A 14667-nucleotide genomic window follows, 5' to 3' on the forward strand; every position below is an offset into this window, starting at 1 on the left:
AGCGGCCGCCAAGCTGAACAAACATCGTGGCAAGGGCCACACAGGGAGAAAACATGGCTGTTGATATTTTCATCAAGATCGGTGACATCAAGGGCGAGTCCATGGACAAAGCCCACAAGGACGAAATCGACGTGCTGAACTGGAGCTGGGGCATGTCCCAGTCCGGCAACATGCACGTAGGCGGTGGCGGTGGCGCGGGCAAGGTCAACATCCAGGACCTGTCGCTGACCAAGTACGTCGACAAGGCTTCGCCGAACCTGATGATGCATTGCTCCAGCGGCAAGCACATCGACAAGGTGCGCCTGACCGTGCGCAAGGCCGGCGGTGAAAGCCAGGTCGAGTACATGATCATCGACCTGGAAGAAGTGCTGATCACTTCCCTGAGCACCGGCGGTTCGGGCAGCGATGATCGCCTGACCGAAAACATCACCTTGAACTTCGCCCAGGTGGCGGTCGAGTACCAGCCGCAGAAAGCCGACGGCACCAAGGACGGCGGCCCGATCAAGTACGGCTGGAACATCCGCTCGAACACCAAGCGCTGATCCACTGCGGCCGCATCGCAGGCAACCGGCCCGGGCAACGTCCCGGGTCTGGTGGCCTGCGACAGCGGCTACAGGTTGGCGCGTTTTGAGGCTGCATTCATTTTCCTGACGTCCTGCCTGCGCAATCCGATCCTGGAGCGAACCCCGTGGTAACCGACATCGCCGCCCGCGATCGCTTGCAACCTTCCCTGCTGGATCGTCTGACCGACGACGAACCCGGCAACCTGAAAGAAAGCCCGGACAAGCGCGTCCTGTCCCTGAGCCAGCTCAAGGCCTCGGTCCTGCGCGATCTCGCCTGGCTGCTCAACACCACCTCATTGCTCGAAGCCGACGCCACCCTGCACACCCCCGCCGGCACCTCGGTGGTCAACTACGGCCTGCCGGCCCTGGCCGGGTACAGCGCGTCGAGCATCGATATACCGGCCCTGGAGAACCTGATCCACCAGGCCATCGCCACCTTCGAACCGCGGATCCTGCGCAACACCTTGCGGGTCCGTGCGCGCACCGCGCCTGGCGAGATGAACCACAACGCCCTGAGTTTCGAGATCGAAGGCGACCTGTGGGCGCAGCCGATGCCCTTGCGCCTGTTGCTGCAAACCGACATGGACCTGGAATCCGGACATGTCCGGGTGGTCCAGGGCGACTCCCGGAGGCGCTCATGAACCCGCGCCTGCTGGACCTGTACAACCAGGAACTGCACCACGTGCGCGAGAGCGCCGCGGAGTTCGCCAAGGAATACCCGAAGATCGCCAGCCGCCTGACCCTGTCGGGCATGGACTGCGCCGACCCGTATGTCGAGCGCCTGCTGGAAGGCTTCGCCTACCTGGCGGCACGGGTGCAACTCAAGCTCGATGCCGAATACCCGACCTTCACCCATAACCTGCTGGAGATCGCCTACCCGCACTACCTGGCGCCGACCCCGTCGATGACCGTGGTGCAATTGCAGGCCGATCCCGATGAAGGCAGCCTGGGCAGCGGCTTCACCCTGGAGCGTGGCACCAGCCTGCGCGCGGCCCTGGGTCGCGACACCCAGACCTGCTGCGAATACCGCACCGCCCACCCGGTGACCCTGTGGCCGCTGCAGGTGAGCCAGGCCGAATACTTCGGCAACCCCTCGGCGGTGCTCGGGCGCCTGGCCGCCAGCGAGCCCAAGGCCAAGGCCGGGCTGCGCCTGACCCTGCGCACCGGTGCCGAGCTGCCATTTTGCAGCCTGGCCCTGGACGAGCTGCCGCTGTACCTGAACGGCAACGACGAGCTGCCGTTCCGTCTCTACGAACAACTGCTGGGCAACGCTTGCGCGATCTTCGCCCGGGCTCCGGGCGGCGACTGGGTCGAACGCCTGCCCCAGGACGCCCTGCGCTCGCGGGGTTTCGACGATCGCGATGCGGCGCTGCCCGTGGTGCCCCAGGCGTTCCAGGGCTACCGCCTGCTGCAGGAATACTTCGCCCTGCCCAACCGCTTCCTGTTCGTCGAGTTCGCCCAGCTGGGCCGCGCCGTCCAGCGCTGTGCCGGCCAGGAGCTGGAGCTGATCGTGCTGTTCGAGCGCTTCGAGCAGAGCCTGGAAGGCAGCGTCGGCAGCAGCCAGTTCGTGCCCTTCTGCACCCCGGCGATCAACCTGTTTCCCAAGCGCCTGGACCGTATCCACTTGTCCGACCGGGTCAACGAGCACCATGTGATCGCCGACCGTACCCGGCCGATGGACTATGAAGTGCACTCGCTGAGCACCCTCAGCGGCCACGGCACGGGGCCGGAGCAGCCGTTCCTGCCGTTCTATGCGGTGCGCGACCCGTCACGCTACGGCCGCGACCAGGCCTACTACATCCTGCGGCGCGAGCCCCGGGTGCTGTCCAGCGACCAACGCCGCAACGGCCCGCGCTCGACCTACATCGGCAGCGAATCCTTCGTCAGCCTGGTGGACAGCCAGCAGGCGCCCTATCGCCATGACCTGCGCCAGCTCGGGGTCAGCGCCCTGTGCACCAACCGCGACCTGCCGCTGTTCATGAACGTGGGCAGCGGCAAGACCGACTTCACCCTGGCCGACAGCGCCCCGGTGCAGGCCATCCGCTGCCTGGCCGGACCGAGCCGGCCACGTCCCAGCCACGCCCATGACGGCAAGGCCTGGCGCCTGATCAGCCAGTTGTCGCTGAACTACCTGTCGCTCGCCGAGCAGGGCCAGGGCGCGGCGGCCCTGCGCGAATTGCTGCGCTTGTATGGCGACAGCAACGACGCGGCCCTGCAACTGCAGATCGAAGGCCTGCGCGAAGTCAGCAGCAAGGCGGTGACCCGGCGCCTGCCGATGCCCGGGCCGATCGTCTTCGGACGGGGCCTGGAGATCACCCTGGAATTCGATGAAAACGCGTTTCGCGGCACCGGGGTGTTCCTGCTCGGGGCAGTGTTCGAACGCTTCCTGGCACGCTACGTGTCGATCAACAGTTTTACCGAGACGGTGATCCGTACCACCGAACGCGGCGAGATCATGCGATGGAAAGCCAAGCCCGGACGTCGTCCGACTCTTTGAATACGCTGGCGGCGATGCACGCCGAGCCCTGGGAGTACGACTTCTTCCAGGCCCTGCGGCGTATCGAATGCCTGTCGCCGCAACTGCCGCGCTTCGGTCACTCCCTGCGCCTGGCGGACGATCCGCTGCGCCTGGGCCAGCAGGCCGATTGCACCTTCGCCCCGGCGACCCTGGCTTCGGTCACCCCCGGCAACGATGGCGCCAGCACTCGCCTGGAACAGTTCTTCTTCGGCCTGGGCGGGCCCAACGGGCCGATGCCGCTGCACTTCACCGAATACGTGCGCGAGCGCCAGCGCAACAACGCCGACAGCACCAGCAAGCGCTTCCTGGACGTGTTCCACCATCGCCTGCTGAGCCTGTTCTATCGCGCCTGGGCCGAAGCCCGGCCAACGGTCAGCCACGACCGCCCGGACGACGACTACTGGTCGGCGCGCCTGGCGGCCTTGAGCGGCCGGGGTATGCAAAGCCTGCTCAAGCAGGGGCTGATCGCCGACACCGCCAAGCTGCACTACAGCGGCCACCTCTCGGCCCAGACCCGCTACCCCGATGGCCTGCGGGCGATCATCGGCGAGTATTTCGGCCTGCCGGTGGCGATCGAGGAATACGTCGGCCAGTGGCTGGAGTTGCCCGAGCGCAGCCGGGTCGGGGTCCAGGCCCACCAGCTGGGAGTGGACTTCTGCCTGGGCAGCCATGTCTGGGATCGCCAGCACAAATTCCGCATCCGCCTCGGCCCGCTGAAGCTGGACGACTACCTGGGGATGCTCCCCGACGGCCAGCAGTTCAAGGAACTGGTGGCCTGGGTCGCCGAATACCTGGGCCACGAACTGGACTGGGACCTGAACCTGGTCCTGCGCAAGGACGAGGTCCCCAAACTGCAACTCGACGGCCGCCAGCGCCTGGGTTTCAACACCTGGCTCGGGCGCCCCGGCAGCGATGCCGAAGACCTCATTCTGGCCCGGCACTACGCCGATCAGGCCACTACCTCACAAACACCAAGGAGCACAGAGCATGGGTGAAATCAGTCGCGCGGCGCTGTTCGGCAAACTCAACAGCGTTGCCTACAAAGCCATCGAAGCCGCCACGGTCTTCTGCAAGTTGCGGGGCAACCCCTATGTGGAGCTGGCCCACTGGTTCCACCAGTTGCTGCAGCTGCAGGACTCGGACCTGCACCGCATCATCCGCCAGTTCAACCTGGAGCCGGCGCGCCTGGCCAAGGACCTGACCGAGGCCCTGGACCGCCTGCCCCGGGGTTCGACCTCGATCACCGACCTGTCGTCCCACGTCGAGGAAGCGGTGGAGCGCGGTTGGGTCTACGGCAGCCTGATGTTCGGCGAAAGCCAGGTACGCACCGGCTACCTGGTGATCGGCATCCTCAAGACCCCAAGCCTGCGCCATGCGCTGCTGGGGCTGTCCAAGGAGTTCGACAAGATCAAGGTCGAGAGCCTGGCCGAACGCTTCGACGAATACATCGGCGACTCGCCGGAAAACGCCCTGGCCGCCAGCGACGGCTTCAATGCCGGCGCGGTGCCCGGCGAAGCCAGCGGCGCCATGGCCCCCAGCGCCCTGGGCAAGCAGGAAGCCCTCAAGCGCTTCACCGTGGACCTGACCGAACAGGCCCGCAGCGGCAAGCTCGACCCCATCGTCGGCCGTGACGAAGAGATCCGCCAGCTGGTGGACATCCTCATGCGCCGTCGGCAGAACAACCCGATCCTCACCGGCGAGGCCGGGGTGGGCAAGACCGCCGTGGTCGAAGGTTTCGCTCTGCGCATCGTCGCCGGCGACGTGCCACCGGCGCTCAAGGACGTCGAACTGCGCAGCCTCGATGTCGGCCTGCTGCAGGCTGGCGCCAGCATGAAGGGCGAATTCGAACAGCGCCTGCGCCAGGTCATCGAGGACGTCCAGGCTTCGCCCAAGCCGATCATCCTGTTCATCGACGAAGCCCACACCCTGGTCGGCGCCGGTGGCGCCGCCGGCACCGGCGACGCGGCCAACCTGCTCAAGCCGGCCCTGGCCCGCGGCACCCTGCGCACCGTGGCCGCCACCACCTGGGCCGAATACAAGAAGCACATCGAGAAGGACCCGGCCCTGACCCGGCGCTTCCAGGTGGTGCAAGTGGCCGAGCCGTCGGAAGACAAGGCGCTGTTGATGATGCGCGGCGTGGCCTCGACCATGGAACAGCACCACCAGGTGCAGATCCTCGACGAAGCCCTGGAGGCGGCGGTCAAGCTGTCCCATCGCTACATCCCGGCGCGCCAGTTGCCGGACAAATCGGTGAGCCTGCTGGACACCGCCTGCGCCCGGGTCGCCATCAGCCTGCATGCGGTGCCGGCCGAGGTGGACGACAGCCGCCGGCGCATCGAGGCCCTGGAAACCGAGCTGCAGATCATCGCCCGGGAACAGGCGATCGGCGTCGCCATCGGCCAGCGCCAGGTCAACAGCGAGAACCTGCTGGCCGCCGAGCGTGAGCGCCTGGCCGAGCTGGAAAGCCGCTGGAGCGAAGAAAAGACCCTGGTGGACGAGTTGCTGGCCACCCGTGCCCAACTGCGCGAGAACGTCGGCCTGGTGGACAGCGATGCGGGCGATGAAGGCCATGGCCTGCGCGAGAAGCTGGTGGACCTGCAACAACGCCTCAGCGCCCTGCAGGGCGAGAACCCGCTGATCCTGCCGACCGTGGACTACCAGGCGGTGGCCTCGGTGGTGGCCGACTGGACCGGGATTCCGGTGGGTCGCATGGCCCGCAACGAAATCGAGACCGTGCTCAACCTCGACCAGCACCTGAAGAAGCGCATCATCGGCCAGGACCACGCCCTGCAGATGATCGCCAAGCGCATCCAGACTTCCCGCGCAGGCCTGGACAACCCCAACAAGCCGATCGGCGTGTTCATGCTCGCCGGCACCTCCGGGGTGGGCAAGACCGAGACCGCCCTGGCCCTGGCCGAAGCCATGTACGGCGGCGAGCAGAACGTCATCACCATCAACATGAGCGAGTTCCAGGAAGCCCACACCGTGTCCACCCTCAAGGGTGCCCCGCCCGGCTACGTCGGCTACGGCGAAGGCGGCGTGCTGACCGAAGCGGTGCGGCGCAAGCCCTACAGCGTGGTGCTGCTGGATGAAGTGGAAAAAGCCCACCCGGACGTGCACGAGATGTTCTTCCAGGTGTTCGACAAGGGCGTCATGGAAGACGGCGAAGGCCGCATGATCGACTTCAAGAACACCCTGATCCTGCTCACCACCAACGCGGGTACCGAGCTGATCGCCGATGTCTGCAAGAACCCGCAGGCCGTGCCGGAGCCGGAAGAGATCGCCAAGGCCCTGCGCCAGCCGCTGCTGGAGATCTTCCCGCCGGCGCTGCTGGGCCGCCTGGTGACCATCCCCTATTACCCGCTGAGCGACGAGATGCTCAAGGCCATCACCCGCCTGCAACTGGGACGGATCAAGAAGCGCGTGGAGAGCACCCACAAGGTGGGCTTCGACTTCGACGATGCCGTCATCGATCTGATTGTCTCGCGCTGCACCGAGACCGAAAGCGGTGGCCGCATGATCGACGCCATCCTGACCAACAGCCTGCTGCCGGACATGAGCCGCGAGTTCCTCACGCGCATGCTCGAAGGCAAGGCCCTGGCCGGAGTGCGCATCAGCCAGCGGGACAACGAACTGCACTACGACTTCAGCGAGCCAAACTAAGCATCAGCGGCAGGCTTGTAGCCAGCAACTTGCAGCTTGCCGCTGCTTTCCCCCTCAACGAGACTGACGATGCTATTTCAGCAATCCACACGACTGGCGCAGGTCAACTGCCCCCTGGGCCCGGATGTCCTGCTGCTCAAGAGCATGGGCGGCGGCGAGGAGCTGGGGCGCCTGTTCGACTACCAGCTGCAGCTGACTTCCAGCGACGCGGCCATCGACCTCAACCAGCTTCTGGGCAAGCCCATGGGCTTGAGCGTGCAACTGGACGGCGGCGGCCAGCGGCATTTCCACGGCATCGTGGCGCGTTGCAGCCAGAACGTCGACACCGGCCAGTTCGCCAGCTACCAGGTGACGCTGCGGCCCTGGCTGTGGTTGCTCAGCCGCACCTCCGACTGCCGGATTTTCCAGAACCTGAGCATTCCGCAGATCATCAAGCAGGTGTTCCGCGACCTGGGTTTCTCGGATTTCGAAGACGCCCTGAGCCGTCCCTACCGCGAGTGGGAATACTGCGTGCAGTACCGCGAGACCAGCTTCGATTTCGTCAGCCGGTTGATGGAGCAGGAAGGCATCTACTACTTCTTCCGCCACGAGAAGGACCGCCATGTGCTGGTGCTCGCCGACGCCTACGGTGCCCACGGCAGCGTGCCCGGCTACGCCTCGGTGCCCTACTACCCGCGTGATGAACAGCAGCGCGAGCGCGACCATATCTTCGACTGGCACCTGGCCCAGGAAGTCCAGCCCGGCTCCCTGGAGCTCAACGACTACGACTTCCAGCGGCCCAGCGCGCGAATCGATGTACGCTCGGCCATGCCGCGTCCGCACACCGCCGGCGACTACCCGCTGTACGACTATCCCGGCACCTACGTGCAGAGCAGCGACGGCGAGCACTATGCGCAGACCCGCATCGAGGCCCTGCAAAGCCTGCACGAGCGCATCGAGCTCAGCGGCAACGCCCGTGGCCTGGGAGTGGGCAACCTGTTCAGCCTCACCGGCTTCAGCCGCCAGGACCAGAACCGCGAGTACTTGATCGTCGGCATCCGCTACTACGTGGTCCAGGAAAGCCTGGAAAGCGGTGGCGGCGGCGGTGGCGCGCAGTTCGAAAGCCACCTGACCTGCATCGACTCCCAGCAGAGCTTCCGGCCCCTTTCCAGCACCCACAAACCGCTGGTTCAGGGCCCGCAGACCGCACGGGTGGTGGGCCCTTCCGGCGAGGAGATCTGGACCGACCAGTACGGCCGGGTCAAGGTGCACTTCCACTGGGATCGCCATGACCAGTCCAACGAAAACAGCTCCTGCTGGATCCGCGTGTCCCAGGCCTGGGCCGGCAAGAACTGGGGCTCGATGCAGATCCCGCGCATCGGCCAGGAAGTCATCGTCAGTTTCCTCGAGGGTGACCCCGACCGGCCGATCATCACCGGCCGCGTATACAACGCCGAGCAGAGCGTGCCCTACGACCTGCCGGCCAACGCCACCCAGAGCGGCATGAAGAGCCGCTCGAGCAAGGGCGGCTCGCCGGCCAACTTCAACGAAATCCGCATGGAGGACAAGAAGGGCGCCGAGCAGCTGTACATCCATGCCGAGCGCAACCAGGACATCGTGGTCGAGGTCAACGAGAGCCACTCGGTGGGCAACAACCGCAACAAGAGCATCGGCCACGACGAGTTCGTGACCATCGGCAACAAGCGGGTGCGCATCGTCCGGCACGTGGATGAACTGGCGGTGGGCGAGAAGAAACTCGACAGCATCGGCCAGAGCTACGTGATCGAGGTCGGCGAGCGCCTGCGCCTGGTCTGCGGCGCCAGCATCCTGGAGCTCAACGCCAGCGGCCAGATCAACCTGTGTGGGGTCAATATCAGCGTGCATGCCTCGGGCGATGCCGAAATCAATACCGGTGGCGTGCTGCACCTGAACAATGGCGGCGGCCCGGGCACCACCACCGAGGGCCAGGGCGTACAAGGCGCCATCACTGCCAAGGTTAACGCGGTCTTTCCCGCCCCCAAGGGTTAATCAAAGGACACATGGGTCATGACCTATCGCCTCAATGAACTGCAGTTCCAGCCGCCAGCCGGCGAACTGCAGGACGCCTCGATCAACATCCTCAAATTCCCGGCCCTGGGCACTTCGCTGATCGTCAGCCGCAGCCTGCTGGGCGACGGCGAAACCCTGGAGAACAGCCTGGCCAGCCAGTTGCAACGCCTGGAGCAGCAGGTGCAGGAGCTGCGCGCGCAAGAACCCAAGCCGGTGCTGGTGGGACCAGCCAAGGACATCCAGGCCATGGAGCTGCGCAGCCAGTTCACCAAGGGCAAGGAACGCGTATTCCAGTACCAGCTGGCGCTGGTGCTACCCGGCACCCGACAAATGCTCGCCATGAGCTACGTCAAGGCCCAGAAACTCGGCGACGCCGAAGCCGCGCATTGGCAGCAGATCAAGAACACCCTGGTCCTGGGCTGAGGTTCGCGCATGTCTGATGCACTCTGGGCCGCCCGCCTGGGCGACGGGCTGGAACACACCTCGATGATGGCCGACATCCTCGGCGGCGTACTGGAGGTCGCGGCCAACGTCGCCATCGGCACCCTGGCAACCATGGCAGTGGCCGCGGCAGCGGGCATCACCGTGGCCACTGGCGGCCTCGGTGCCTGCGTGCTAGGGCTGGTGGTGGGTGTGGTGGTCGGCGTGGTCATGAGCAAGACCGGCGCCGATAAGGGCTTGAGCAGTTTATGCGAGGACATAGGCAACGCACTGTTCCCGCCCTCGATCCAGGCCACCATCGCCAGCGGCTCGAAAAAAGTCCTCACCAACAACAAGCCGGCGGCCCGCGCGGCCGGTATCGCCCCGCCGTCGCAGATCAACGGCGACGGCGCCGAAGAAGGCGAAGCCACCGACACGCCTTCGGCCACCCCGGAGGAAGGCCCGGGCTTTCTCGACATGGCCACGGAATTTTTCTCGCAGATGTGGCGTCCCACCGTGGCCTCCCCGGCACCCGGCTCCCAGCCCAAGGACCTGGACCAGGTGACCTGCACCAAGCACCCGCCGATGCCTTTGCAGTACCTGGCCGAAGGCTCGGAGAAGGTCAGTATCGATGGCCAGCCGGCAGTGCGCAGCGGTGACCGCAGCACCTGCGACGCCAAGGTGGTATCGGCCGGCCCCATCTCCCCCGACGTGACCATCGGCGGCGGTTCGGTGGTCGTACGCGAGATCCGCAGCGGCAAGACCCCGGGGGTGGGTCTGGCGGTGACCGTGCTGATGATGCTCAAGGGCGGCAAGGGCAAGTTCAAGGCCAACCTGCCGTGCATGCTGATGGCCGGGGTCAATTCGTTTGTCGTCAGCCAAGCCACCAATGCGCTGACCCAGGCTGTCGCCGGTTCGCCCAATCCGGTGCATGCCGCGACCGGGGCCAAGGTGCTGGGTGGTGAGGATGACCTGGACTTCGTCCTCCCTGGCATGCTGCCGATCGCCTGGCAGCGCTTCTATAACAGTCGCGATGAACGCCAGGACGGCCTGTTCGGAACCGGCTGGAGCGTGCCCTTTGAAGTCAACGTGCAGATCGAGACGCATCCCGAGGGAGGCGAACGGCTGCTTTACACCGATGAGCAGGGACGCCAGATCGACATGGGCTCGATTGCTCCGGGTGGCGCCATGTTCAGCCCCGGAACCGGACTGAGCGTGAGGCGCAATACCGATGGCCGCTTGCTGATCGAAAGCAGCGATGGCGTATATCGGCTGTTCGAGCCCAGCCCTGGCAACCCGCTGCGACTGCGCCTGGGCCTGCTGGGGGATCGCAACGACAACAGAATCCATCTCGACTACGACCCGAGTGGACGCATCACCCGCCTGCGGGACAGTTTCGACCTGCTCCAGGTGGAGCTGATTCCCAGCAATCAATGGCCAGGGCGGCTGGCGCGGATCGAGCGGTTGCATGCCGACCAGCAGCGCGAGGTCCTGGCCAGTTATGACTACGACACCCAAGGCAATCTCGCGCAGGTGCGCGATGCCAGCGGCCAAATCAGCCGTCACTTTGCCTACGACCCGCAGCAGCGCATGGTGGAGCACCAGTTGCCCACTGGCTTGCGTTGTTTTTACGCCTGGGACCGGGTCGACGAGCGCGAATGGCGTGTGGTGCGGCATTGGACCGACGCTGGTGACGAGTACCATTTCGACTATGACCTGCAAGCCGGCATCACCCGCATCACCGATGGCCTGCAGCGTCAGAGCTTGCGCAAGTGGAACACTCAGCACCAGATCACCGAATACCAGGACAAGCTTGGCCACGTCTGGCGGTTCCAGTGGAACGAAGAGCGCCAGTTACTCGGCGCCACGGACCCGCTGGGCGGCCAGTACCAATACAGCTACGACGAGACTGGCAACCTGTGTAGCCATGTCGATCCCCTGGGCCGCAACGAATCGACCCTATGGCTTGAGCATTGGTCGCTGCCGCTGACAGAAACCGATGCCGCCGGGAACAGCTGGAACTACCAGTACGACAAGTCTGGTAATTGCATTGGCGAAACCGACCCGCTGGGCAATACAACCCGCTATCGCTACGACAATCACGGTCGGGTGGTGGAAATCATTGATGCCGGTGGCAAGCGAAAGCAGTTGACCTGGAATGACCTGGGCCAGTTGCTCAAATACGTCGACTGCTCGGGCTACCCCACCCGTTTCAGTTATGACCGCCACGGCTATCTTCAGGTGGCGACCGATGCCCTCGGTGAACGCCAGGCCTTCGAGCACGACCCTCAGGGGCGTCTGCTGAGTATTCAACTGGCCGACGGCCGCATCGAGCGGTACCAGCGCAACACCGCAGGTCAATTGCTTTGCTACACCGATCCGGCGGGACATAGCAGCCGCTACGAATACGATCGGCGCGGCAAGCTCCAACTGCGCATCGATGCCCATGGCCGGCGTGTCCACTTCAACTACGACAATTACGGGCGCCTGCAGACGCTGACCAACGAGAACGCCGAGAGCTACCGCTTCACCTGGGACGCCGCCGATCGACTGCTGGAGCAGCGCGACCTCGACGGCAGTGCCAGGCGTTTTGCCTACGACCCGATGGATAACGCCGTCAGGATGGAGTTCGCCCCGGCGCCTCAGGACGACGATCCAGCCTCGCCTCCCAGTACTCCTATCGTCCACCTGTTCGAACGCGACGCGGTGGGACGCATGCTCGCCAAAGTCACCGACGATGGTCGCAGCGAGTACCTGTACGACCCGCTTAATCAACTACTCGGCGTCACCTTTACCGACGGGCATGGCCAGAGCCGCTCATTGGGCTTTACCTACGACGCCCTGGGCCAGCTTCTGAAGGAGCAAAGCGCGGCGGGTCAGTTGCGCCACCACTACGACGAACTGGGCAACTTAACCCAGACCCAACTGGCCGATGGGCGCTGGATCAACCGGCTGTATTACGGCAGCGGTCATCTGCATCAGATCAACCTCGACGGCCAGCTCATCAGCGACTTCGAGCGTGATCGTCTGCACCGCGAGGTCCTGCGCACCCAGGGGCGGATCAGCACCCACAGCGAATACGACCGCACCGGCCGCTTGCGCTCGCGCATGCGGCGTCCCACGGGCCAGCAGCAACTGTTGTCGGCCTCCCGGGAAAGGCAGTTCGCCTACGACCCCGCCAATCAGCTGGTGGGGCGCATCGATCGCCTCCCCCAGGGCGAGCACCGGCAGTTGCTGCACTACGATGCCACTGGCCGGATCATTGCCAGCCAGGACAGCCCACAAGGCACCAGCGAAACCTTCGCCTACGATGCTGCGGCCAACCTGCTGGACAGCCCGCAAGCCGGGGCCGGTCTGGTGGTCCACAACAAGCTGCTGACCTACCAGGACAAACGCTATCGCTACGATGCCTTTGGCCGGGTAGTGGAAAAACGCAGCGGCAGCCGGCGCATCCAGCACCTGCGCTATGACGCGGAACATCGGCTGGTAGAGGTACGCACCCGGGATGGCGCCCGGGAAACCCTGGTGCGCATGGGCTATGACCCATTGGGGCGGCGGACCGAAAAGATCGAACTCGACTCTCAGGGTCAGCTACTGAACGAAACCCACTTCACCTGGAATGGCTTACGCCTGTTGCAGGAACGGAAAAACGGCCTGAGCAGCCTCTATCTGTATGCCGACGAGGGCCATGAAGTGCTGGCGCGAGTCGACGGTATCGGCGCACAACAAAAGGTCCGCTATTACCACAATGATCTCAACGGCTTGCCCGAACAGTTGACGGAGGCCGACGGGCATGTACTTTGGCAGGCTCGCTATCGGGTCTGGGGTAACTGTCTCGAAGAGCAGCGCGAAGCTCATTTCCTCGAAGAGCAGAACCTGAGATTCCAGGGACAGTACCTGGACCGGGAAACCGGGTTGCACTACAACACCTTGCGTTTCTATGACCCGGATATAGGCCGCTTTACCACACCTGATCCGATTGGCCTGGAAGGTGGCTTCAACCTTTACCTCTATGGACCAAACACGGCCACCTGGATCGATCCCCTGGGTCTGACTGCCGAGGAACTCGGAAAGAACATGGCCAATGCAGGGCGACCGCTGGCACCGGGACAGACCCCGCACCATGCGGTCAAGGAGAATGCGACCAATATCTACGCCAAGAACTCACGCAAGATACTCGAGGACGCCAAACTGCACCCGGATATCCCAGAGAACGGCGCAAGGCTTTGGGGCACCCACCCCAACCAACTGGCCCAGCCTGGGCACCCAGGCAAGGACGCGGCGAAGGCAGCAGGCAACTATCACGGTGGAACCCATATTCACGGCAAGGAAAACGACAAGTTGCTGTACAAGATCCTCAAATCCGCCAAGCGCAAGAATCTGAACATGAGAAACGTGCTTGCCAACATCACGGGAAGAATGGAAAACGGCTCGTGGAAGAAATCCTTCAACGCCTGCGGGGGGAAATAACCCAATGAATGTCATGAACAACCCGGAGCTTGAAAGCCGGCGCAACACCCTCGGCGAGCTGTTCAAGCGTTATGGGCCGGAAGTTCACCAGCAATATCTGGCGATCAGGCAAACCGTGGTCCGCTGGGAGTATTCCCTTGGCCCGACCCTGGAGCTTATCCCCTTTGAACGCTTGATCCCCAGCGTCATCAAGGAGGGAAAACCCCTGGCATCGCTGAGCAAGGCCAATCGTGAATCGAAGAATCTGCAGACCTATGGCTTCGATGCCGACGGGCAACTGATCCTGAGCATCAGCCGCTTTGACAAGGACGTGCCCACCTATGGTGAAAACGTTCGCTATCGCCATCTGTTCGATGGCAAGTCGCTGATCGTCAATGCGCACATTCACGAGGCACGGCCAGCGGAGTCGCGTCTGATGTCATTGTGCTGGACCTTTAGCGCCGATGACCTGAGTTACTACCTGTCCGTCACGCCGCCCAACAACTGGTACGTCCGCGTCGACCAGTTGCAAGCTGGACGCGTCGCCAGAGCATCGACCTTCGCCACCAGTTGGTTCAAACAGCTCGACTATGACCTCGGCTATGACCCGGATCAGACCCTGTCGACGGTCACGATCGGTGAGCACCTGCATTGGCAGCGCGGCAGCTGACAGAGGACAAGGCTGGCCGGGTCAGATCGCCGTACCGCGCCTCTTGCCCGGCTTGATGATCAGCAACTGGTCCAGCTCCTGCTTCCGGGCGCGGGTGACGAACTCCAGCGCAGCCTGCATATCCCTCTCGAACAACTCGAAAGTCGCCCGGTCGATGGCGTAGTACTCCTCGTAATCGACCACGCCGCTGCTGACCGGGAAGGAGAGGTAGTACTGACCGGAAATTTCTTCGACGCCCATCGAGAACAGCTCCTCACGGCTGACGAACAGAGCGCTGAACTTCATATTGCTCCCTGGAAGCTGAAAATCGTCCCATTCAAGTCGAACTCAAGAGCTCTGGCGCCGGTCAAGGCCTC

At 64.1% G+C, this 14667-nt stretch carries 10 protein-coding genes; 9 read left to right on the top strand and 1 reads right to left on the bottom strand.

The features are described 5' to 3' along the window. Nucleotides 1–53: 53 nt before the first annotated feature. The 9 genes from AC3WK8_RS00515 to AC3WK8_RS00555 all read left to right on the top strand — a co-directional run bounded on the left by AC3WK8_RS00515 (nucleotide 54) and on the right by AC3WK8_RS00555 (nucleotide 14311). Nucleotides 54–542, top strand: coding sequence for an Hcp family type VI secretion system effector (locus tag AC3WK8_RS00515; RefSeq protein ID WP_022641870.1), 489 nt, complete (start codon nucleotides 54–56; stop codon nucleotides 540–542). A gap of 146 nt (nucleotides 543–688) precedes the next feature. Beyond that, entirely contained in the window at nucleotides 689–1204 is a 516-nt protein-coding gene (tssE, locus tag AC3WK8_RS00520; RefSeq protein ID WP_022641871.1) for a type VI secretion system baseplate subunit TssE, read from the top strand. After that, on the top strand, nucleotides 1201–3060 hold the full coding sequence (gene tssF, locus AC3WK8_RS00525; protein WP_085594177.1) for a type VI secretion system baseplate subunit TssF: 1860 nt from the start codon (nucleotides 1201–1203) through the stop codon (nucleotides 3058–3060). Before tssE ends, tssF begins: the two co-directional genes overlap by 4 nt. Further along, nucleotides 3024–4076, top strand: coding sequence for a type VI secretion system baseplate subunit TssG (gene tssG, locus AC3WK8_RS00530; protein WP_085594175.1), 1053 nt, complete (start codon nucleotides 3024–3026; stop codon nucleotides 4074–4076). Before tssF ends, tssG begins: the two co-directional genes overlap by 37 nt. Beyond that, nucleotides 4069–6744, top strand: coding sequence for a type VI secretion system ATPase TssH (tssH, locus tag AC3WK8_RS00535; RefSeq protein WP_103326207.1), 2676 nt, complete (start codon nucleotides 4069–4071; stop codon nucleotides 6742–6744). Before tssG ends, tssH begins: the two co-directional genes overlap by 8 nt. 69 nt (nucleotides 6745–6813) lie before the next feature. Beyond that, nucleotides 6814–8751, top strand: coding sequence for a type VI secretion system Vgr family protein (locus tag AC3WK8_RS00540; RefSeq protein WP_053133590.1), 1938 nt, complete (start codon nucleotides 6814–6816; stop codon nucleotides 8749–8751). 18 nt (nucleotides 8752–8769) lie between these two features. Beyond that, a complete protein-coding gene (locus tag AC3WK8_RS00545) occupies nucleotides 8770–9195 on the top strand; it encodes a DcrB-related protein (protein WP_022641876.1) in 426 nt (141 codons plus the stop codon). A 9-nt stretch (nucleotides 9196–9204) separates the two neighbouring features. Beyond that, entirely contained in the window at nucleotides 9205–13662 is a 4458-nt protein-coding gene (locus AC3WK8_RS00550; RefSeq protein ID WP_103326206.1) for an RHS repeat-associated core domain-containing protein, read from the top strand. A gap of 4 nt (nucleotides 13663–13666) precedes the next feature. Beyond that, nucleotides 13667–14311, top strand: coding sequence for a hypothetical protein (locus tag AC3WK8_RS00555; protein WP_146043293.1), 645 nt, complete (start codon nucleotides 13667–13669; stop codon nucleotides 14309–14311). A gap of 21 nt (nucleotides 14312–14332) precedes the next feature. Here AC3WK8_RS00555 and AC3WK8_RS00560 read toward each other — a convergent pair whose 3' ends face one another. Next, nucleotides 14333–14596 (bottom strand): hypothetical protein, encoded by a 264-nt coding sequence (locus AC3WK8_RS00560; protein WP_103326204.1) that lies wholly within the window; start codon nucleotides 14594–14596, stop codon nucleotides 14333–14335. Nucleotides 14597–14667: the final 71 nt, after the last annotated feature.

It is taken from the genome of Pseudomonas sp. FW507-12TSA (assembly GCF_058781435.1).

Excerpts from the sequence above, each read along its gene's own strand:
- AC3WK8_RS00540 (WP_053133590.1), top strand. The coding sequence starts at position 6,814 with ATGCTATTTCAGCAATCCACACGACTGGCGCAGGTCAACTGCCCCCTG.
- AC3WK8_RS00560 (WP_103326204.1), bottom strand. The coding sequence starts at position 14,596 with ATGAAGTTCAGCGCTCTGTTCGTCAGCCGTGAGGAGCTGTTCTCGATG.
- tssG (WP_085594175.1), top strand. The coding sequence starts at position 3,024 with ATGGAAAGCCAAGCCCGGACGTCGTCCGACTCTTTGAATACGCTGGCG.
- AC3WK8_RS00550 (WP_103326206.1), top strand. The coding sequence starts at position 9,205 with ATGTCTGATGCACTCTGGGCCGCCCGCCTGGGCGACGGGCTGGAACAC.
- AC3WK8_RS00515 (WP_022641870.1), top strand. The coding sequence starts at position 54 with ATGGCTGTTGATATTTTCATCAAGATCGGTGACATCAAGGGCGAGTCC.
- tssF (WP_085594177.1), top strand. The coding sequence starts at position 1,201 with ATGAACCCGCGCCTGCTGGACCTGTACAACCAGGAACTGCACCACGTG.
- AC3WK8_RS00555 (WP_146043293.1), top strand. The coding sequence starts at position 13,667 with ATGAATGTCATGAACAACCCGGAGCTTGAAAGCCGGCGCAACACCCTC.
- tssH (WP_103326207.1), top strand. The coding sequence starts at position 4,069 with ATGGGTGAAATCAGTCGCGCGGCGCTGTTCGGCAAACTCAACAGCGTT.
- AC3WK8_RS00545 (WP_022641876.1), top strand. The coding sequence starts at position 8,770 with ATGACCTATCGCCTCAATGAACTGCAGTTCCAGCCGCCAGCCGGCGAA.